Origin of the sequence: Streptacidiphilus sp. P02-A3a (assembly GCF_014084105.1) — a bacterium.
GTDB lineage: Bacteria > Actinomycetota > Actinomycetes > Streptomycetales > Streptomycetaceae > Streptacidiphilus.
In genome coordinates, this window is the sequence record NZ_CP048289.1 from 6,256,196 (window position 1) to 6,276,130 (window position 19,935).

General features: G+C 74.9%; 17 protein-coding genes. 2 read left to right on the top strand and 15 right to left on the bottom strand.

The genetic code is table 11. From position 1 onward, the window contains the following. Positions 1-83 precede the first annotated feature (83 nt). From rox to GXP74_RS26690, 3 genes are all read right to left on the bottom strand, one after another. Complete coding sequence (gene rox, locus GXP74_RS26680) at positions 84-1,508, bottom strand: rifampin monooxygenase (RefSeq protein WP_182456662.1); 1,425 nt, start codon at positions 1,506-1,508, stop codon at positions 84-86. A 123-nt stretch (positions 1,509-1,631) separates the two neighbouring features. Beyond that, entirely contained in the window at positions 1,632-1,949 is a 318-nt protein-coding gene (locus GXP74_RS26685) for a hypothetical protein (protein ID WP_182453775.1), read from the bottom strand. A 98-nt stretch (positions 1,950-2,047) separates the two neighbouring features. Continuing rightward, on the bottom strand, positions 2,048-2,707 hold the full coding sequence (locus GXP74_RS26690; RefSeq protein WP_182453776.1) for a TetR/AcrR family transcriptional regulator: 660 nt from the start codon (positions 2,705-2,707) through the stop codon (positions 2,048-2,050). Between the two features lie 106 nt (positions 2,708-2,813). Between GXP74_RS26690 and GXP74_RS26695 the strand changes: the two genes are divergently transcribed. Next, complete coding sequence (locus GXP74_RS26695) at positions 2,814-3,260, top strand: cupin domain-containing protein (RefSeq protein WP_182453777.1); 447 nt, start codon at positions 2,814-2,816, stop codon at positions 3,258-3,260. Positions 3,261-3,362: 102 nt separating this feature from the next. Continuing rightward, positions 3,363-4,187 (top strand): alpha/beta fold hydrolase, encoded by an 825-nt coding sequence (locus tag GXP74_RS26700; protein WP_182453778.1) that lies wholly within the window; start codon positions 3,363-3,365, stop codon positions 4,185-4,187. A 53-nt stretch (positions 4,188-4,240) separates the two neighbouring features. Here the strand turns inward: GXP74_RS26700 and GXP74_RS26705 are convergent, their stop codons facing one another. From GXP74_RS26705 to GXP74_RS26760, 12 genes are read right to left on the bottom strand one after another with little or no spacing between them, the layout of a single operon-like run. Next, complete coding sequence (locus tag GXP74_RS26705) at positions 4,241-4,963, bottom strand: PIG-L deacetylase family protein (protein ID WP_182453779.1); 723 nt, start codon at positions 4,961-4,963, stop codon at positions 4,241-4,243. After that, a complete protein-coding gene (locus GXP74_RS26710; RefSeq protein ID WP_182453780.1) occupies positions 4,963-5,526 on the bottom strand; it encodes a flavin reductase family protein in 564 nt (187 codons plus the stop codon). The genes GXP74_RS26705 and GXP74_RS26710 overlap by 1 nt, the downstream gene beginning before the upstream one ends. Further along, positions 5,523-6,617 carry a methyltransferase gene (locus GXP74_RS26715; protein WP_182453781.1) on the bottom strand — a complete coding sequence of 365 codons (1,095 nt, stop codon included), beginning with the start codon at positions 6,615-6,617 and terminating at the stop codon, positions 5,523-5,525. Before GXP74_RS26715 ends, GXP74_RS26710 begins: the two co-directional genes overlap by 4 nt. After that, a complete protein-coding gene (locus GXP74_RS26720; protein WP_182453782.1) occupies positions 6,614-6,904 on the bottom strand; it encodes an acyl carrier protein in 291 nt (96 codons plus the stop codon). Before GXP74_RS26720 ends, GXP74_RS26715 begins: the two co-directional genes overlap by 4 nt. Continuing rightward, positions 6,891-7,550 carry an FMN-binding negative transcriptional regulator gene (locus GXP74_RS26725; RefSeq protein ID WP_182453783.1) on the bottom strand — a complete coding sequence of 220 codons (660 nt, stop codon included), beginning with the start codon at positions 7,548-7,550 and terminating at the stop codon, positions 6,891-6,893. Before GXP74_RS26725 ends, GXP74_RS26720 begins: the two co-directional genes overlap by 14 nt. 57 nt (positions 7,551-7,607) lie before the next feature. After that, positions 7,608-8,561 carry an acyl carrier protein gene (locus tag GXP74_RS26730; RefSeq protein WP_182453784.1) on the bottom strand — a complete coding sequence of 318 codons (954 nt, stop codon included), beginning with the start codon at positions 8,559-8,561 and terminating at the stop codon, positions 7,608-7,610. Next, positions 8,558-9,937: a condensation domain-containing protein gene (locus GXP74_RS26735; RefSeq protein WP_182453785.1), complete on the bottom strand. Its 1,380-nt coding sequence runs from the start codon at positions 9,935-9,937 to the stop codon at positions 8,558-8,560. The genes GXP74_RS26730 and GXP74_RS26735 overlap by 4 nt, the downstream gene beginning before the upstream one ends. After that, complete coding sequence (locus GXP74_RS26740; protein ID WP_182453786.1) at positions 9,934-10,965, bottom strand: MupA/Atu3671 family FMN-dependent luciferase-like monooxygenase; 1,032 nt, start codon at positions 10,963-10,965, stop codon at positions 9,934-9,936. The genes GXP74_RS26735 and GXP74_RS26740 overlap by 4 nt, the downstream gene beginning before the upstream one ends. Positions 10,966-10,971: 6 nt before the next feature. Next, on the bottom strand, positions 10,972-15,729 hold the full coding sequence (locus GXP74_RS26745; protein ID WP_182453787.1) for a type I polyketide synthase: 4,758 nt from the start codon (positions 15,727-15,729) through the stop codon (positions 10,972-10,974). Beyond that, the gene (locus GXP74_RS26750) at positions 15,722-17,632 is read right to left on the bottom strand and encodes a non-ribosomal peptide synthetase (protein ID WP_182453788.1); all 1,911 of its coding nucleotides are present in this window, start codon (positions 17,630-17,632) and stop codon (positions 15,722-15,724) included. The genes GXP74_RS26745 and GXP74_RS26750 overlap by 8 nt, the downstream gene beginning before the upstream one ends. Then, positions 17,629-18,717, bottom strand: a complete 1,089-nt coding sequence (locus GXP74_RS26755) for an oxidoreductase (protein WP_182453789.1) — start codon at positions 18,715-18,717, stop codon at positions 17,629-17,631. Before GXP74_RS26755 ends, GXP74_RS26750 begins: the two co-directional genes overlap by 4 nt. After that, positions 18,714-19,934: a Coenzyme F420 hydrogenase/dehydrogenase, beta subunit C-terminal domain gene (locus tag GXP74_RS26760; protein WP_182453790.1), complete on the bottom strand. Its 1,221-nt coding sequence runs from the start codon at positions 19,932-19,934 to the stop codon at positions 18,714-18,716. The genes GXP74_RS26755 and GXP74_RS26760 overlap by 4 nt, the downstream gene beginning before the upstream one ends. Position 19,935 lies beyond the last annotated feature (1 nt).

Sequence of the window (19,935 nt, forward strand, 5' to 3'; positions counted from 1 at the left end):
CACCGGCGACCGGGACCGGCGCTGCCGCTCGTGGACGCGCCCCGGCGGCGGGTCGGCACCAGCCGCCGGGGCGTCAGCACGGGTCAGGCCGCCGCGCCGAACCACCGGCCCAGGCTGCCTTCGAGCTCCCGCTGGTCGTCGCCGACCCAGGCCACATGGCCGTCCGGCCGCAGCAGCAGCGCGGGCACGTCCAGTTCCTCGGCCGCGTCGACGGCGTGGTCGACCCGGTCCGCCCAGCCCGCCGCCGACAGCCCGCCGGTCCGGTCCAGCAGCAGCCCGCGACCGCCGTGCAGCAGGCCGTAGAGCCGCCCCTGCTTCAACCCCACGTCCCGCAGGCGGCGGCCGAGCAGCGGATGGCCCTCGCCGAGCTGGTAGCGGACCCCGATCGCGGTGATCATCTCGGTCACGTACCGGTTCGCCTCGTCGAGGTCCAGCAGCTCCGACACCAGCTCGCGCAGGGCCAGCGTCCCCGGGTCGGTGCCCAGCAGCGCGAACTGCGCCCGGGTGTTGGCCAGTACCCGCGCGCCCACCGGGTGGCGCTCGGTGTGGTAGCTGTCCAGCAGCCCCTCCGGCGCCCGGCCGCCGACCTCGGCGGCCAGCTTCCAGCCGAGGTTGAACGCGTCCTGGATACCGAGGTTGAGCCCCTGCCCGCCGGTCGGCGGGTGGATGTGCGCCGCGTCACCGGCCAGCAGCACCCGGCCCACCCGGTAGCGCTCGGCCTGCCGGGTGGCGTCGCCGAAGCGGGACAGCCAGCGCGGCGTGTGCACCCCGAAGTCGGTGCCCGCCAGCGCCCGCAGCCGCTGCCGGAACTCGTCCAGGGTCGGCACCGCCTCCCGGTCCTGGGCCACCCCCTCGGCGGGCACCATCACCCGGTGCCCGCCGTTGCCGAGCGGCATGACGCCGAACCGGAAGTGGACCCGGCGGACCTCGGCGACCACCGCCGCCACCGCCTCCGGCTCCGCGGTCAGTTCCATCTCGCCCAACAGCGTCTCGGACCGGCTGGGTTCCCCGGGGAAGCCGACGCCGACCAGCTTGCGCACCAGGCTGCGCCCGCCGTCGCAGCCGACCAGGTAGCGCGACCGCAGCCGGGCGCCGTCGGCCAGCTCCGCGGTCACCCCGTCCGCGTCCTGGCTCAGGCCCACCAGCTCGCGGCCGCGCCGCAGCTCCACGCCGAGTTCCGCCGCCCGCTCGCCGAGCAGCCGTTCGGTCTCCACCTGCGGGATGGCCAGGCCGTACGGGTGGGCGGTGTCCATCCCCGGCGGCCACGGCTTGCCCAGACCGGCGAACGGGCCCCCGGCCGAGAACCGCCGACCGACCGCCAGGAACCGTTCCAGCAGCCCGCGCTGGTCCATCATCTCGACGCTGCGGACATGGATCCCCAGCGCCCGGGACTGCCTGGTCGGCTCGGCCAACCGCTCCAGCACCACCGTGCGCACGCCGTGCAGCCGCAACTCGCAGGCCAGCATCAGCCCGGTCGGTCCGCCACCGACGATGATCACGTCCATCATGAAATGCACCATTTCCGCAGGTTCTGGCTTTCGACCGATGATTCTGCGGCATCACCGGGGTCTTGCCACAAGCCCCCGGCCACGCTATAGATTGATAGTGGCGGGGAGTATCGAAGTCCCTGGTCAGGGCGTGTCCTCGCGGGCGAGGGTGAGGGCCAGTCCCTGGAGCAGCTCCTCGGTCGGGGTCTCCGGATCGGTCCGGTCGTAGGACTCCGCGACCGTCTCGAACGCCAGGACGAACCCGGAGAGCAGCGCGCTGAGCGGCTGCGAGAGCTGGCCGAGCACCGCCAGGCCGATGGTCTGCGGGTCGGCCGGGACGGGCACCACGAAGTGCGTCGGAATCACCTCGCTGAGCAGGTCGGAGACGTAGTCCGGCTGCACCCCGCCGCGCAGGCCGGTGAGCGCGGCGACAGCCTTCAGCTTGATCTCGTTCTCGGTCACTCCTGGAGACTATGCGGCCCGGCCGACCACACCGCGGGGGAAACGCCGCCACCGGGACCCCGGCCCAGGTCAGGCCGCCCGCGGGCGGCCGAAGAGCCTCAGGCGCCGTGGCCTGCCTCCGCCGGGCGGGCGGCGGCGGGGGCGGGCAGGGCGGCCCGGGTGAGCGCGGTCGCGGTGTGCACGGCGCTGGCCACCGCCGCGTCGGGGTCGAGCCCGCACAGGTCGGTGAGGGTGAACAGGGCCTCGGCGCTGACCACCACCGCGAGGTCGCGCTTCAGCTGCGCCAGGGCCGCCGGGTCGGTCGCGCCAAGGGTCTCGGCCAGGGGGGCGAGCGCGTGGTCGATCAGGCCCAGCCGCAGCGCGGGCCTGGCGCCGGTGGTGGCGGGTCGGGTGATGGTGGCGGCGATCATGGCGCGGGTCGCGCCCTGGAAGGTCAGCACCAGGCGCAGCAGGTGCTCGGTGGCGGCGGCGACGCGTTCGACCGGGTCCCGGGAGTCGGCCACGGCCGCGAGCGCCTGCTCCGGGGTGGGCAGCTGCCCGACCATCGCCTCCCGCAGCAGGCTCGCCAGGTCGGGGAAGTAGCGGTAGGCCGTGGCCTCGGAGACCAGCGCGGTCCGGGCCACCCCCGGCATGGTCACCTCCTGGCCGGAGCGCATCAGCTCCGCCGCGGCCTGCAGGATCGCGGTCCGGGTACGCAGCTTCTGGTTGCTGCGGCCGCCGGTACCGGCCGGTGGGGTGGTCACATCGCTCTTCGCCATGGCACCACCATAGTTCCAGTCGACTCCAATGACGAGAGGACACTTGCATCATGTCCACGAGGATCCCAGCGTCAGCGCTCGCAGTGCTTTCAGTGAGGAGCAGACCATGAACGACGTCTCCGTCGTCACCCCCGGCGACGGCGAGGTGATCGACCTGGGCACCGCCCGGATCCGGATCCTGGAGGACGGCGGCACCACCGGGCACCGGCTCGGGGTGGCCGAGATCACCGTCCCACCGCGGACCGCCGGGCCGCCGCAGCACCGCCACGCCCAGCACGACGAGGGCTTCTACGTGGTCTCCGGCAGCGCCAGGTTCACCGTCGGCGACACCGTCCACGACGCGCCGACCGGGACGCTGGTGACGGTGCCGCCCGGCGCCCCGCACACCTTCGCCAACCCGGGCGACCAGCCGCTGGTCATGATCAACACCTTCACCCCCGATCTCTACCTGGAGTACTTCCGGGATCTGCGCGACCTGATCACCGGCGGCCGGGGGCTGACCCCGGACGCGATCGCCGAGGTGATGGGCCGCTACGGCACGCATGTCGACTGATTCCCCTCGTCATGAGAGTTCGCTTGCACGAAGTACTGACACCGACCTACAGTGATGACAGTTGGCTCTCATAATGACCCGCAGCCGAGGGAGACCCGCGCCATGACCGTCACCACCGCCACCAGCACCACCCGCACCATCGACCTGCCCAACGGGCTGGCCCTGACCGTCCAGGAGTTCGGCGCGAACACCGACGGCACCGGCGTACTGATGCTGCACGGCGGCGCCGGGCCGCGCTCGATGGCCGGTTTCGCCGCCGGGATGTCCGAGCACGCCTACGTGGTCGTGCCGACCCACCCCGGATTCGACGGCACTCCCCGCCCCGACTGGGCCGACACCGTCGCCGACCTGGCCGGCGTCTACCTGGACCTGGTCGACGCGCTCGGACTGACCGGGGTGCTGGTGGCCGGCAGCTCGGTCGGCGGCTGGATCGCCGCCGAGATGGGGCTGCGCGACAACCACGGCCGGATCAGCGCCCTGGTCCTGCTCGGCGCGACCGGGATCACCCCGGAGCCGCCGCTGGAGATCGCCGACCCGGCTCGGATCGGTCCCGGTAGGACCGGTGAACTGGCCTTCCACAAGCCGGAGTTGCGGCTCGATGTGGCCTCGCTCAGCGAACCGCGGCGGGCCGCGATGGCCGCCAACCAGCGGACGCTGGCGCTGTACGCGGGCGACCCGTTCTGCCACGACCCGAAGCTCCGCGGCCGACTGCACCGGGTCACCGTCCCGGTGCTGGTGCTCGCCGGTGAGCAGGACGGCATCGTCCCGCTCGGATACGAGCGGGCCCTGGCCGACGCCTTCCCCCGGGCCACCTTCCGGCCGGTCCCGGAGGCCGGGCACTTCCCGCACATCGAGCAGCCCGGCGTGGTGTTCGGCGCCATCGGCGAGTTCGTCGCCACGGAGGTAGAGGCCCAGGTCGGGGCCTAGGTCGGGGCGCTGGCGGCGGCGGTCCCCTCCCGGCGCGGGAGGGGACCGTCCGGTCACATCCGGGTGACCTCGAAGGCCACCGCGAACCGGCTGCCGAGGCCGTGCCCGGCGGTGCGGGCGAGCGACTCCAGGAACTCGGCCGGGTCGAAGTCCGGCTCGTTCAGACCGGCGAGGTAGGCCTCGTGCGCGCGCAGCGAGGCGATCCCGGCGTCGAGGTGCTCGCTGACGTCGACGCCGTGCCCGGCCGACGGCGAGTACGCGGCCCAGACCTGGCGGACCCCGGACCACGGTTCCAGGCCCTCGTCCAGCAGCTCCGGGAACACCCAGCGGTTGCCCGCGTCCCGGACCGCGTCGAGGATGACCCGGCCGGTGGCGATGTGGTCGGCCTGGTTCAGCTCCCCGCCCTCCCAGGTGTCACGGAAGTTGTTGGTGATCACGATCTCCGGGCGGCGCAGCCGGATCTCCCGGGCGACGGCGCGCCGCAGCGGCAGGCCGTACTCCAGTACCCCGTCCGGGAATCCGAGGAAGTCGACCGTCCGGACGCCCACCACGGCCGCCGAGGCGTGCTGCTCGGCCTCGCGGACGACCCTGGTCCGCTCCGGCGGGATGCTGTCGATCCCCGCCTCGCCGCTGGTGAGCAGGCAGTACGCGATCTCCTTGCCCTGGCCGGTCCAGCGGGCGATCGCGGCGGCCGCGCCGTACTCCAGGTCGTCCGGGTGGGCGACCACGGCCAGGGCCGAACTCCAGTCCTCGGCCAGCGGCTCAAGGGTGGTCATCAGTGCTCCTTCGTCGGTGCGGCGGTACTCGGCGGCCGGGCGCCGCCGGTCGTCCGGTACCCGCTGTCCACGAAGACCAGCGGGTCCTTGGCGTCATCATGATCGAACCAGAGCACCTCGCCGAGGACCAGGTCGTGGTCCCCGGCCGGGTGCAGTTCGGTGACCCGGCACTCGAACACGGCTCGGGCCCCGGTCAGCGCCCTCCCTCCGGTCGCGGGCGCCGGGTACCCGGCGATGCCCGCGAAGCCCGGCTCCCCCGGCGGCCGGTGCGCGCCGGAGAAGTGCCGGGCCGCGTGCTCCTGGTCCACCGCCAGCACGTTGACCACGAACGGGTGGCCCGGCGCGAGCGCCGCGCGCAGTCGGCTGCCGCGGCCGAGCGACAGCAGCACCAGCAGCGGGTCCAGCGACAGCGAGACGAAGGAGCCGACGGTGGTTCCCCAGGGCCCCTCCGCCGTGTGCGTGGTGACCACGGTGACGCCGGTGGGAAAGCACCCGGCCGCCCGGCGGAAGGCCCGCTGCCCGGCGTCGCCCCGGGGCGGCCCGGTCAGCTGCCGGACCGTCACTGGGCCATCTCCAGCGCCAGCCTGATCTCGGCGTTCAGGCCGTCCCAGTCGACGCTGCCCTTGTTGCCCGGGTGCGGGTCCAACGACGGCCGCAGCACCGACCGGTGGAACTCCGGCTGGTCCGCCGGGCTGAGCGTGAGCAGCAGGTTGTGCATGTGCGTGTAGCCGCGGGCGACCAGACCGGCCTCCCAGGCGACGGTGTCGGCCCGGTCGGCGAAGGGCACCAGGCTCTCCGCGATCGGCGCCGGGCGGTCGAAGATCTGGGTGACGTGCAGCGCCATCGCCCGCCCCTCGGCGTGGTCGAGCAGCAGCGACTCCAGCTCGGACAGGTGCCGGGCGCCCGGTGACAGCGAGACCAGGCAGACCGTGCCGCGCGGCCGGAGCAGCTCCGGGAGCCGCCGCAGCAGCAGCCGGACGAAGTCCAGGCCGTCGACGCCACCGGCGCCGCTGGTCATGAACCGGGTCTCCGGCGGCACCGGCACGAACGGCGGGTTGTTGACCAGCACGTCGTAGCGGCCGTCCGCGGGCTGGAAGTCCGCCAGCCCCACCCGCAGCACGTCCTGGTGCGGCAGCCCGTTCAGGGCCAGGTTGAAGCGGGTCATCGCGACCGCCCTCGGCGAGATGTCGACCGAGGTGACCGATCCGGCGCCGCGCCGGTACGCCGCGACCGCCTGCACCCCGGAGCCGCAGCCGAGGTCGAGCACCCGCAGGCCGTCGCAGCGCGGCAGGGTGCGGGCGCGCAGCAGCGACTCGTTGTCCGAGAGGTAGAGCACCCGGTCGCCGCCCTGGTGCTCCGGCGGGTCGGTGACCAGGAAGTCGTCGCCCAGCCGGGTGATCCGGAACCGGCAGACCAGTCGCCCCTCGGTATCGGTCTCGGCCAGGCCGGTGCCGACGAGCAGCGCGGCCAGGCCCGCGAACTCCTCCCGGTCCGCGAACTCGGCCCGGTCCAGCGGCAGTCCGAGTGCGAACGCCCGGTGGAACAGGTCGTACCGGCGGTCGTACAGCGTCCGCAGCCGGTCGGCCGCACCGGCGGCCCCGGCGGGCAGGCCGGTGGGGCTGGGGACAGCGGTCACCCGCTGGGCGGTGCTCACAGGTCGCCCTCCTCAAGGAGCGGGGCCGCGGCGCGCGCCTGCTCGACGCAGGCCGCCATCCGGGCCGGGGTGGGGTCCTCGAACACGGCCATCAGGTCGAGGGCGGTGCCGAACTCGCGGTCGATCCGGGCCACCAGCGTCATCGCCAGCAGCGACGAGGCGCCCAGGGTGAACAGGTTGTCGTCCGGCCCGACCCGCAGGTCGGGCTCGTCGAACAGCTCCCGCCACAGCTCGACCACCCGGTCCAGGGTGCCGTCGGCGGTGGCGGTGGCGTCAGTGGTGCTCATGGGAACCCCCGGCGTCGGTGCGGTGGCTCTCCAGCCACCCGGCGAACGTGTCGGCGCTGTCGGTGCCCCGGCCGCGGAAGGCCGCCGCCTGGGCCGCGATGTCCTCGGGCTGCTTGTTCTGCCCCAGCTTGAAGATGCCCTCGATCCGGTCGATCTCCAGCTCGAAGGCGGTGATCATGCGGCGGTACTGGTCGGTCAGCCCCTCCGGGGCGCGGTCCAGCGTCCACGGCGGTTTCGGCGCGAGCCGCCCCTCCTGGTCCGCGATCAGGTCGGTGAGCTGTTGGAAGGCCTCCTGCTCGGACAGGACCCGGGGGGTGCCGTAGGCGTGCACCGCCACGTAGTTCCAGGTCGGGAAGTGCGGCTCGGAGGCGTAGTCGTCCGGGCAGATGTAGGACTGCGGTCCGGTGAACACCACCATCGCCTCCGCACCCGCCTCCAGTGCCCCGGCGAGCGGGTTCGCCCCGGACAGGTGGGCGCGCAGGCGGCCGCGTGGACCGGCGTCGGCGTCGAGGTCGAGCACGAACGGGAGGTGTACCCCGGCCTGCCTGCCGTCGGTCGGGAGGACCAGCAGGCCGAAGGGGTGGTCCCGGATCACCGCGTGCATGGCCGCGAGGTCGGCCGGCTCGTAGAGCTCGGGTACGTACAAGGTGTGCCTCCGGCGGAGTGGTGGGCGCCCGGGTCGGGCGCCCGGGCAGACAGGTGGTCAGGCGGCGGGCACCGGGCGGGCGTCCAGCAGGACCGCGCCGAGGTGGGAGATCCCGGAGCCCATCAGCAGGTAGTGGCCCAGCGGGTCGCCCGGACCCGGCCCGGGTCCGGCGGCGAGCCGGTCGGCCAGGTTGACCAGCGGGTCGCTGCCCAGGCAGTGGGCGATCCGGCCGACGTTGCCCAGCGCCAGCTGCGCCTCGGTGAACCCGACGTCGGACAGGTAGAGCCGGACCACGTTGCGGGCGAAGTTGCTGGGCAGCAGCCGGGCCACCGCGTCGCGCCGGAACGGGTACCGGGCCTCCAGCCGGGCGAACAGTTCCCGGTGCGCCCGGATCCGGGCCACCAGTTGCTGCTGCCGACTGGTGTCCCGGCCCGGCTCCGGGGCCGCGTGGTGGGCCATGGCCAGCACCGGCAGACCCGGCGCGACCGCGCTGACCAGCGCCGTCGCCGCCGCGTCGGAGGCGATGGCGGCCCCTCCGGCGACGATCCGGTGACCGCCGGTGGCCCGGTCGGCCAGGTCGCCGGTGACCACCAGCACGTTCCGGGCGGTGCCGTCGCGCACCAGTGACGCCGCCGAGCCGACCGCCACCATCGCCGTGGCGCAGTCCATCAGCCCCAGGGTGAGCACGGTGGCGCCGGTGGTCCCGGTCTCCTCCTGGAGTTCGGCGACCCGACGCTGGGCACTGCGGTCCCGGGGCAGCGAGTCGCTGGCCACCAGCACGGTGTCCACCTCGCTCCCGGCGACACCGGAACCGGCCAGGGTGCGCCGGGCCGCCGCGCTCATCAGCTCCACGATGTCGGCCTCGGACCACCAGTAGGTCTCGAATCCGGCGTCCGGATGGGTGAGCGCGTCGGCCAGCTCCGGCGCCGCGAGCAGTTCCGGCAGCTCGGCCACCTTGTCCGCGAACTCCCCCAACTCGTAGGCGGGCGCGCAGAGACGGGGAACGGTCATCGGTCGCCCTCCGATCCGCCCGGCGTGGCCGCCCGCTCGGCGAAGGCGCTGAACCGCCGCACCAGTCGGCGTGCGGTGGACTCGTCGTACCGGTCGGTGTCGTACTCCAGCCAGCAGTCGGCGCCGTCGGCGCCCGGGTGGACCGCGAAGGTGAGGTCGTAGCGGGCGGTGCCCTTGTCGACGTCGGCGGTGGCCACCCGGGCCCCCTGGATCCGGCGTTCTTGCTGCCCGAGGTTGTCGAACACGAGCACCGCGTCGAACAGCGGGTGCGCCCCGGGCAGGCCGCGTCCGGCGTCGCGGGCGATCAGCTCCCCGGGGTAGCCGAGGTGCCGCTGCCCGGCCCGGGTGGCCGCCCGGACGGCCCGCACCCGGGACCGGTGCGTGCCGTCGCCGGGGTCCCGCAGCCGCAGCGGCAGCACGTTCAGCAGGTAGCCGACGACCTCCCCGGCCTCCGGGGTGTCCCGGTTCGCGGTGAAGGTCCCGAGCACGGTGTCCTCGGTGCCGCCGAACTCCGCGAGCGTGGCCCACAGCACCGCGAGCCAGCCCGCGTAGGGGGTGGCCGCCTCGCTCCTGGCCGCCTCCGCGATGCCCCGGGCGGTCGCCGCCGACTGGCTGAACTCCAGCCGTCGGCCCGGGCGCCCGGTGGCCGCGCGGCGCGGCCGGTCGGTCGGCAGCGGCGCGGGGGCGGCGGCGAGTTCCGCGCCCCAGTACGCGGCGGCGGCCCGCCCGGCGGGCCCGGCGCACCAGGCCCGCTGCTCCCGGGCGAACGCGCCGAACGGCCGTGCCGGTGCCCTGTCCGCTGCCGGTGCGCTGTCCGCTGCCGGTGCGTCGTCCGCTGCCGGTGCGGCCAGCCAGTCCAGCAGGAGTTCGAACGACCAGGCGTCGAAGACCAGGTTGTGCACCGCCACCAGCAGCCAGCACTCCTCCGGCGAAGCCCCCTCGGCGAGTACCACCCGCAGCAGCGGGCCGCCCGCCAGGTCGAACGGCTCCTCGGCCAACTCCCTTGCGCGGGAGTGCGCCTGGGCCTCGCCGGAGCAGCGCTCGCGGCGCAGCAGTGGCGGCAGCCGCGGGTGCGCCACCGGCCGGACGACGTCCCCGGTCGTCTCGAAGGTGGTCCGCAGCGCCTCCTGGGCCTGGACGAACTCCCGCAGCCGCGCTGCCAGTCGGTCCAGGTCGACGCCCGCGCCGGTGAGCCGCACGGCTTGGCAGACCACGTCCACCGGGCGGCCCGGGGCCGCCCGCTGCACCTCCCAGAGCCGCTGCTGACCTGGCGTCAGTTGACGATCATTCAATTCTGATGTCCGGGCGCGTAGTCGGGCCAGTTGCTCGGGGCTCAGCGCGGCCAGCCGCGCGGCCAGCCCGGTCTCGGGGCTCACGCGTACCTCCGGCGCAGCTCGTTGAGGTGCCGCAGGCTCTCCACCACCAGGCTCTCCTCCACCCCGAAGTCGATCAGGCAGGCGATCTCGTTCACGCCCATCCCGGCGAACCGGTCGACCACGGCGGAGCAGGAGTCGGGCGTGCCGAGCAGCGCGCCCTTCTCGAAGTACTTGTCGAAGGCGAAGCGGATCAGTTCGTCCTGCTCGCTCCCGGAGATGTCGCGGACCCCGGCGCCGGGCGCGAGGTTGCGCTTCTGCGAGTCGACCACGGTGAAGAACGACCGCAGGTAGTCGCTGAACGGGCCCCACACGGTCTCCCTGACCTCGTCCAGGTCGGTGCCGATGAAGGTGTGCAGCATCAGGGTGACCGTGGTGTCCTCGCGGTCGTGGCCGTGCGCCTCCAGCGCCTTGTAGTAGACGGCCAGCTTCTCCTCCAGCTCCTCGTTGGTCATGTCGATGAGGGCGGTGAGCACGTTGCAGCCGAGCCGTCCGGCGGTCTCGAAGGTCTCCACGCTCTTGGTGCAGGTCAGCCAGATCGGCAGTTGCGGTTGCGTGGGCCGGGGGTGCAGCTCCACCTCGACGTGGTTGCCCAGGCCGTCCTGGACGTAGACCGGTGAGCCCTCCCACAGTTCGCGGATGGTGCCGACCGCGTCGAAGGTCCGCTGCCTGCGGTCCGCCCAGCCGTCCGGCCGGATCGCGAAGTCGACCGGGCTGAAGCCGGTCGCCAGCGCGATCCCGGCGCGGCCCCGGGACAGGTTGTCCACCACGGACCACTCCTCGGCCACCCGGACCGGGCTGTGCAGCGGCAGGATCACGCTGCCCGCCCGGATCTTCAGCCGCTGGGTGGTCATCGCCAGCGCGGCGCCCAGCACCGACGGGTTCGGGTACAGCCCGCCGAAGCGGTGGAAGTGGCGCTCCGGCGTCCAGATCGCGGTGAAGCCGTTCCGGTCCGCGTAGTCGGCCGCGTCCAGGACGAAGCGGTACTTGTTCTTCTCGTCACCGGAGAAGAAGATCAGGCTGAAGTCCACGGTCGGTTACTCCTTTCCCTCAGTGGCCTCGGCCAGCAGGCGTTCGATCTCCGCCGCGCCGAGTCCGGCCAGTTCCGAGGCGAGCGCCCCGATCTCGTCGTGTGTGTCGCCGTCCGGCGCCGTGCCGTCCGCCGGGGCCCGGCCCGCGCGGGCATCCAGGCGGGCCTGGACCAGGGCGGCCAGCACCCGGGGGGTGGGCTCGCCGAGGATGTCCGCGAGCGCGACCTCGGCGCTGAACTGGCTGCGTACCGTCGACAGCAGCCGGACGATCAGCAGCGAGTCGCCGCCGTACTCGAAGATGTCCGCGTCGGCGGGCATCTCGGCGCTGCCCAGGGCCTCGCGCACCAGCGCCAGTACCTGCCCGGCCAGGTCGTCCAGTTCCTCGCTGCCGGCGCCCCCGGCGACAGCGGCGGTCCCCGGGTCGGTGCCGGGGGCCGGGTCCGGCCGCACCCACTGGTCCAGCCGGTACGCCATGTCCCAGGTGGAGACCGCGACATGGGAGACGTCGCGGAGGCTGAGCAGCCGCCGGATCGCCTCCAGGCCCTCCTCCGGCTGGATCGCCTTGTCGTCCATGCCCCGGCCGATCGCGGACAGCGCCCGCTTCTCGTCCTGGTGGTGCTGCCAGACGTCCCAGGCCGCGCTTATCCACACGGTGCGGTCAAGGCCCCGGTTGGCCCGTTCGGCGGCGGCGTCCATGAAGTGGTTGGCCGCGCCGTAGCCCAGCAGCCGCAGCCCGCCGAGCACCCCCGCGAGCGAGGAGAGCAGCAGGACGAAGTCGACCTGGCGGTCCGCCAGCACCCGCTCCAGTGCCATCTGGCCGTGCGCCTTGGAGACGAAGTGCCACTGGCACTGCTCGACGGAGGCGGCGGTGACCGCGCGGTCCCACTGCTCGCTGGGCAGTCCGGCGGCGTGGACCACGCCGTTCAGCTCGCCGAAGTGCCGCTCCACCCGCGCCACCGCGACGCCCAGCCCGTCCGGGTCCGACACGTCCGCGTGGACCAGCAGCGGCTCCGCCCCGGCCTGTTCCAGCGCGCGCAGCCGCTGGATCCGCAGCACCGTCTCGTCGGTGGCCTCGCGCTGCTCGACCAGCGCGTCCCAGCTGTCGCGCGGCGGCAGCGGATCGCGGGTGAGCAGGGCCAGTCGGGCGCCGCTCGCGCGGTGCAGCCAGCCGGCGACGGTGCTGCCGATCTCGCCGAGCCCGCCGGTGATCAGGTACACCCCGCCGTCGCGCAGCCGACTGGTGGCCGGGGCGGACCAGTCCGCGCGCACCGGCGCCAGGTCGGTGATCCAGCGGGTGGTGCCGCGTACGGCGGTGGCGACCTCGCCGCGGCGGGTGCGCCGCAGTTCCTCGGCGAGCAGCCGCAGCGAGCGGTCGTCCGGCGCGGCCGGCAGGTCGAACTGCCGGGAGGTGATGTTGCCGTGCTCCTGGCCGACGACCTTGGCCGCGACCGCGAGGGTGACCAGCTCGGCCAGCGGCTCCGGCTCGCCGGGGCCGACCGCGTAGGCCCCGGCGCTGACCAGGTCCAGCCGCAGCGGCTCCACCACACCGTGCTTGCTGAGCGCCTTGACCAGGGCGATCACGCTGTACAGGCCGTGCTCCTGGGCCCGCTCGAAGCGCCGCGCGCCGCGCTCGGGCGGCAGCGGGGCGGTGGACCAGGCGTGCAGCAGCCGCTGCGGCAGCCTGCCCTCGGCGACCAGGTCCCCGATCAGCTGGACGTGGTCCTCCTCGGAGCCGGGGCGCACCGTCCACCGGTCCGGGCCCTGGCGCAGGTACGCCGCGCCCGGGGTGACCGTCAGCACCTCCCCGGCGCAGGCGAACCCGGCCAGCCGCTCGGCCACCCCGGCCGGGTCGGCGAACAGCAGCACCGGCTCGGTGTCCGGCTCACCGGGAAGGTCGGTGCTGCCGACCGCCGGACGCCACACCGGCACGGTGAACCAGTCGTCCAGCGGCAGCTTGCCCACCGCCGGGGCCCGGCCGCCGCCGGTGCTCGCCAGTGTGGTCGAGCCGGGCTCGACCCAGTAGCGGACGCCCTCGAACGGGTAGGTGGGCAGCGGTACCCGGCGCCGTCCGCGTCCGGCGTAGTAGGCCGCCCAGTCGACCGGCAGCCCGGCCGCCCACAGCTGGCCGAGCGCGGCGGTGACCGCGGTGAGGTCGGCCTCGCTGTCCCGGCCGCGCGCGGCCGAGGCGACCACCGGTACGCCGGTCTCCCGGTCGGGGTGCCGCCGGGCGAAGGCGGACAGGGTCTGGCCGGGCCCGGTCTCCAGGAAGACGTGGCCGCCGACGGCCAGCACCGTGGCCAGGCTGTCGGCGAAGCGGACGGTGTCCCGCAGGTGGCCGCCCCAGTAGCCGGGGTCGGTCGCCTCGTCGTCGCGCAGCCAGGTGCCGGTCCGGTTGGACAGGATCGGGATCTGCGGGCGGCGCAGCTCGACCCCGCGCAGCAGCTCGGTCAGCGGCCCGACGGCGGGTTCCATCATCACCGAGTGGAAGGCGTGCGAGGTGGTGACCCTGCGGTGGGCGACCCCGTCGGCCGTCAGCGCGTCGGTCAGCTCGCGGACCGCCTGCCGGGTGCCCGCGACGGTGCACACGGCGGGCTCGTTGACGGCGGCGATCTCCACCGGCTCGGCCAGGGCGGCGAGGTAGGGCGCCAGTTCCTCGGGCGAGAGCATCACCGCCGCCATCACCCCGCCCGGCAGCTCCTCCACCAGCCGCCCGCGTTCGGCGACCACCCGCAGCGCGTCCGGCAGGGTGAACACCCCCGCCAGCGCGGCGGCGACGTACTCGCCGATGCTGTGCCCGAGCAGCGCGGCCGGGCGCACGCCCCAGGCCGCCCACTGCCGGGCGAGCGCGTACTCCACCGCGAACAGCGCCGGCTGGGCGATCCCGGTCCGGTTCACGTCGGTCGGCGCGCCGGGGTGGTCCTGGTGCGGCGCCGGGTGCAGCGCCTGGCGCAGGTCCAGGCCGAGGAGCGGCCGCAGCAGTTCGGCGCACTCGTCGAAGACCTGCCGGAACACCGGGAGGTGCCGGTACCAGCCGTGGCCCATCCCCGGGTGCTGCGCGCCCTGTCCGGGCAGCAGGAACACCACCGGGCGGTCGCTCGGCTGGCCGGAGTCCTGCCGGACGAACCGGGGATCGGCGGTGCGCAGCGCCCGGACGGCCGTGGCCCGGTCCGGGGCGGTGACCACGGCCCGGTAGTTGAAGGTGCGGCGGGCGACGGCGAGGGTGTGCGCGGCGTCCTCGAACCCGAAGTCGCCGTCACCCGCGCCGCCGTCACCCGCGTCGCCGTCACCCGCGTCGCCGTCACCCGCCGTCCCGGCTTCGAGCCAGTCGGCCAGGGCCGCCCGGGCGGTCTCCAGCGCGGCCGGGGACTTGGCCGACACCGGCAGCAGCAGCACCGGCGCGGCGGGCGGCAGCGGTCGGTCCGCCGGGTCGGCCGGTGGTGCCTCCTCCAGCACCACGTGCGCGGTGGTGCCGCCCATCCCGGTCGAGGTCACCGCGCAGCGCAGCGGCCCCGGACCGGCCGTCCACGGCTCGGCCGCGACGCCGACCCGGAACCGGCCGCCCTCGGCCCGGCACTCCGGGTTCCACTCGGTGAAGTGCGCGGTCGGCACCAGCGTCCGGTGGTGCAGCATCAGCACGCACTTGATGAACCCGGCGATCCCGGCGGCGGTGCTCAGGTGGCCGATGCTGCCCTTCACCGAGCCGATGGTGAGCGGCCGCTCCGCGGTGTCGCCGTAGGCCCGCGCGACGGCGGACAGCTCGATCGGGTCGCCGAGCCTGGTGCCGGTCCCGTGCGCCTCCAGGTAGCTGACGCTCGCGGGTTCGACGTCCGCCACCGCCAGCGCCTCGGCCAGCACCGCCGCCTGTCCGGCGGCGCCCGGCGCGGTGTAACCGGCCCGGTCCGCCCCGTCGTTGCCGACGGCCGACCCGCGGACCACGGCCCAGACCGTGTCCCCGTCGGCGATCGCGTCGGCGAGCCGCTTCAGCACCACCACGCCGACGCCGTTGCCGAACACCGTGCCGTCCGCCCCGGCGTCGAACGGCCGGACCGTGCCGGAGGCCGAGCTGATGCCGTCGGGCTCGTGCAGGTAGCCGCTCTGCTGCGGGAAGCGCAGCGCCACGCCCCCGGCCAGGGCCACGTCGCACTCCGCCGACAGCAGGCTCTGCACCGCCAGGTGCACCGCGACCAGCGAGGTCGAACAGGCGGTCTGCACCGAGATGCTGGGACCGGTCAGGTTCAGGTGGTACGAGACCCGGGTGGCCAGGTGGCTCGGGTCGTTGCCCATCAGCGTGGCGGGGTCCTGCCGCATCCGGGACAGCGAGCCGTTGAAGCCCTCGGCCCCGGTCAGCACGTTGTTCAGCAGGTAGGTGCTGGTCAGCGAGCCCGCGAAGACGCCGATCCGGCCCTGGTACCGCTCCGAGTCGTGGCCGCTGTGCTCCAGCGCGGACCAGGAGGACTGGAGGAACAGCCGCAGCTGCGGGTCCATCCGCGCCGCCTCGCGGGCGCTGAGGTAGAAGAACGAGGCGTCGAACAGGTCCGCGTCCTCGACCACGGCCGCGCGCCGGACGTAGCGGGGGTCGGCCGCCTCCGCCTCGGTCACGCCCGAGGCCCGCAGCTGCTCCTCCCCCAGGTCGCTCAGGCCGTCCGCGCCTGCCAGCAGGTTCCGCCAGAACTCGGTGTGGCTGCGGGCCCCCGGCAGTCGGCAGTCCAGGCCGACGACGGCGATCCGGCCGTCCGGCTCACTCGCGTAGGAACGGTCAGTCACGGGTGCCTCCTGGGGCGGGGTTCGGTTCTCCGCCGGAGACCGGCAGCGGGGACGTGGAAGGGGTGCGGGTACGGCTACGGGCGCGCGCGGCCAGCCGCCGGGCGCCGCGCGCGGCGCCGCCGTCCGGGGCCTCGGCGGCGGCGGTCGGCGCGACCAGCCGGGCCAGCGCGCGGACGGTCGGCGCCCGGTACAGGTCGACCATCAGCAGCCGGGGGGCGACCGAGCGGGTGAGCCGTTCGTGCAGCGCGGCCATCCGCAGCGAGGTGCCGCCCAGGTCGAAGAAGTTCTCGTCCAGGCCGACCGCGGACCGGCCCAGGACCTCGCGCCAGGCCTCGGCGACGGCGCGCTCCAGCGGGTTGCCCGCGGTCGCGGGCGCGTCGGTGACGGCCGCCGTCAGCGGGTCGGGCAGCGCCGCGCGGTCGATCTTGTGGTTGACGGTGAGCGGCAGCGCGTCCAGGAGCACGAACGCGGTCGGTACCGCGTGGTCCGGCAGCACCCGGCGCAGCGCCGCGCGCAGCGCGCCGGGCCGGGGCCCGGCCCCCGGCGCCGGGACCAGGTGGGCGGCCAGCTGCCGTTCGCCCCGCCGGTCGGTGAACGGCATCACCACCGCCTCGTCCACCTGCGGCAGGCCCTTGAGCACGCTCTCCACCTCGCCCGGCTCCACCCGGATCCCGGAGACCTTGACCTGGAAGTCGCGGCGGCCGACCAGCAGCAGCGTCCCGTCCTCCAGCCGCCGGGCCAGGTCGCCGGTGCGGTGCACGCCCGGGACCGGGCCGGTGCCGGGGGCGAGGTAGCGGCTGTGGACGACGAGTTCGCCCTCGCCGGGCCCGTCGACCGGCTGCCCGTCCGGGCCCTCCAGCAGCACCGTGGTCTCCGGCACCGGGAAGCCGAGCGGCAGCACCCCGGTCGGCGGCCGGTAGTCCCGGTCGGCGACCCGGAGCAGCACGCAGGAGCACTCGGTGGAGCCGTAGGCCCCGGCGACCCGGCAGTGCCCGGCGAAGGCCCGCCGGTAGCTGTCGAGGTCGGCGCGGTGCAGCGGGTCGCCGCCCAGGGCGAGCATGCGCACGGCCGGGAGCCCGGTGCCGCGCGCGTCCATGGCCCGGACCAGCGCCCGGTACACCGGCAGCGTGGAGTGGTAGACGCTCAGCCGCTCGGCGGCCATCCAGTCGAGCAGCCCGGCGATGCCGAGCGCCTTGAGGTCGACCGGGTACAGCGCCGCGCCGTTCAGCAGCGCGGAGAAGGTGTCCTGGACGGCCGAGTCCCAGCTGTAGGCGGACTGCAGGGCGACCCGGTCCAGTGGCCCGATGCCGAGGCCGTCGGTCCAGGCGCGGGTGTGGTGCAGCACGTTGCGGTGGGTCTGCGCGACCGGCTTGGGCCGCCCGGTGGAGCCGGAGGTGTACAGCACGTACGCCTCGCCGTCGGGCACGGCGGCGGTGCCCGCGGCGGGCTCGGCCAGGAGCAGGTCCTGGTAGGCCAGCACCGGCCGGTCCGGCGCCAACCGCCGGGCCTGGCCGGTGTTCGCGGCGTCGGTGACGACGGCGGCGACCCCGGCGTCGGCGGCCATGAACGCGAGCCGGTCCAGCGGGTAGGCGGCGTCCAGCGGGACGTAGCAGAGCCCGGCGCGGAGCGTCCCGAGCAGCGCCGCGACCATCTCCGCGCCGTGCGCGAAGAGCAGGCCCACCCGGTGCCCGGGCCGCAGCCCGGCTCCGGCCAGCGCGGACGCGATCCGCGCCGACAGCTCGGCCGTCTCCCGGTAGGTCCACCGGGTGGCGGGGGTGACCACGGCCTCCCGGTCGGCGTGCGCGGCGGCCCGGTCGAGGAAGCGGTGCACCAGCGTGCCCGCCGCGTCGGCCTCGGGGAAGGGGCGGTGACCGGTGGTCGGCTGCCCCGTCGGTGCGGTCACGGCGCGGTGCTCCCTTCGGTGGTGTGGTAGCGGAACAGCGCGGCCGGGTGGGCCGGCCGCCGCCGCAACTCCTGGTAGGCCTCGGCGGCCCGGTCGAGCGGGTACTCGGGCAGGCCCATCCGCCCGGGGGTGACCACCCCCTCGCCGATCAGGTCGAGCGCCCGCTGCAGGTTCTCGGTGACGGTGCCCTCGCCCGGGGGCGGCGCCAGTTCGGTGAGTCCGCGCGCGTATCCGGCGTCCCGGTAGCCGGCCCCGCAGCGGGCGGCGAAGCGGATGTCGACATTGCCCAGTTCGACGCTGAAGTCGATCCGGGCGCTGAAGCGTCCGACACCGACCAGCCGGGGCCGCCCCGGGGCGCGGGCCGCCCAGCGGGCGGCGGCGGCCACGGTGTCACTGGACTCGCCGGTGCCGCAGAGGAACACGCACCGGCCGCCGCCGGTCGGCGGCTCCGCCTCGGCCGCCAGGAACTCCGGTCCGACGGCGGTGGCCAGGCCCAGCGCGGCGGCGCCGCGCAGCCGGTCCGGCCGCAGGTCCAGCAGGGTGACCCGGCGGACGTGCGCGGCGGCGGTCTGGGCGACCAGCTGGCCCACCATCCCGGCGCCGACCACGGCCACCTCGTCGCCCGGGGCCAGGGTCGCCCGGTCCACCGCGTGCACCGCGGTGGCGCCGAGCCCGGCGACCACGGCCGCGCGCAACGGCAGGTCGCTCGGCACCCGGCGGCACAGCCGGTACGGGACGACGGCCACGTCGCCGTGGACCGCCTCGCCCCAGCCCATCGCGATCACCCGGTTCCCCGGGGCGAAACCGGTCACGCCGGGGCCGACCGCGTCCACGGTCCCGGCCGAGCAGTAGCCGAGCGGGAACCGCTCGCCGGTGCGCGCGGACCGGTCCAGGTAGTGCAGTTCGGTGCCCGGGCTGACCAGGCTCCAGTCGGCGCGCAGCCGCAACTCGCCGCGCCCGGGCGGTCCGTGCTGGACCCACTCGGCGCTGGGCACGGCGAAGCCGTCGGCCACCAGCCGCCGGGCGGAGAGCACCGTGTCGGCGGCCGGGGCGGGTGCGGAGACCCGGGTGGGGACGGCGTTCACCGGCTGGCCTCCGTCTCCGGCGCCGCGATCAGCCGCTCGTCCGGGACGATCTCGGCGAGCTCCTCGGTGTGGCCGGGGATCGGTCCGTTCGGGATCGGCAGGCCCGACTTCTCGTACGAGGCACGGCGGTTGCGTTTGCGTTCCAGGCCCAGGTTGAGCCCGGCCAGCTCGACCGGGGTGTGCCGCAGCAGCCCCCGGGCACCCGCCTCGGCCACCGCCTTCGCCCCGGCCCCGGTCCGCACGAACACCCGCCCGTGCTTGTGCTGTTCGCGCTGCTCCACGCTGGCGGCGAAGATGTTCGGGTCGCCGTCGCTGACGCTGACGTCGGCGATCCCGGACATCCAGTCCCCGCAGGACAGGCAGCGGTGCGTCTTGTTGGCCGCGAAGTCGCGCACCGCCTGCCAGAAGGCCACGGTGTGGCGCTCCCCGTCGTCGGTGCGGATCTCGATGTTCCCGGGGTACTCGCCCTCCCGGTAGCGCAGCCGCACCACCGACTCCAGCGGGATCTCCGCCCGCTCCCGGATCAGGGTGGCGGTGCCCTCCGGCCGGGTGCTGGACGAGCAGGCGGGCTCGACCATGAGCACCACCCGGTCCCGCGCCCAGCGGCCGGCCGCGGTGTCCATCGCCTGGAGCTTGCGCATCGCCTGGATGTGGCAGGCCACCCCGGTCAGGGCCACCCCGGTCTCCGGCTCCTCCCGCATGACCTGCCGCAACGCGCCCAGGTAGGGCGCGAGTTGGTAGGTCGACTGGGACTGCTCGACCAGTGCGGCGGGATCCCGGACCAGGACCGGCGCGGCGCGCCAGGGCTCCTCCGGGTCGCGGCCCATGCACAGCGCCACACCCGCGCCCAGGGCCAGCAGCGCGGTCTGCAGCAGCACGGTCAGCGAGCCGCCGCTGGCCGACGCCCGGTACAGCCCGGGTTCGGTGGCGTGTCCGGCGAGGACCTCGGCGAAGACCCCGGTCCAGCGTTCGGCGGGCTCGCGGGTCCGGCCGAAGAGCCGCTCCTCGGCCGCCGGGGTGGCCGGGTCGAGGCCGGGGCAGACGGCGAGGCAGTCCCCGCAGCCGGCGCAGTCGTCGGCGCCCCAGGCGTCCGCGGTGAGCACCGGCAGCAGCCCGTCGAAGCCGATGACGTCCGGCGGGCAGGCCAGTTGGCAGGCACCGCAGGCGGTGCACAGGCCGGGTTCGATGATCTCGCGTTGAAGCTGGTGGAACGTCATG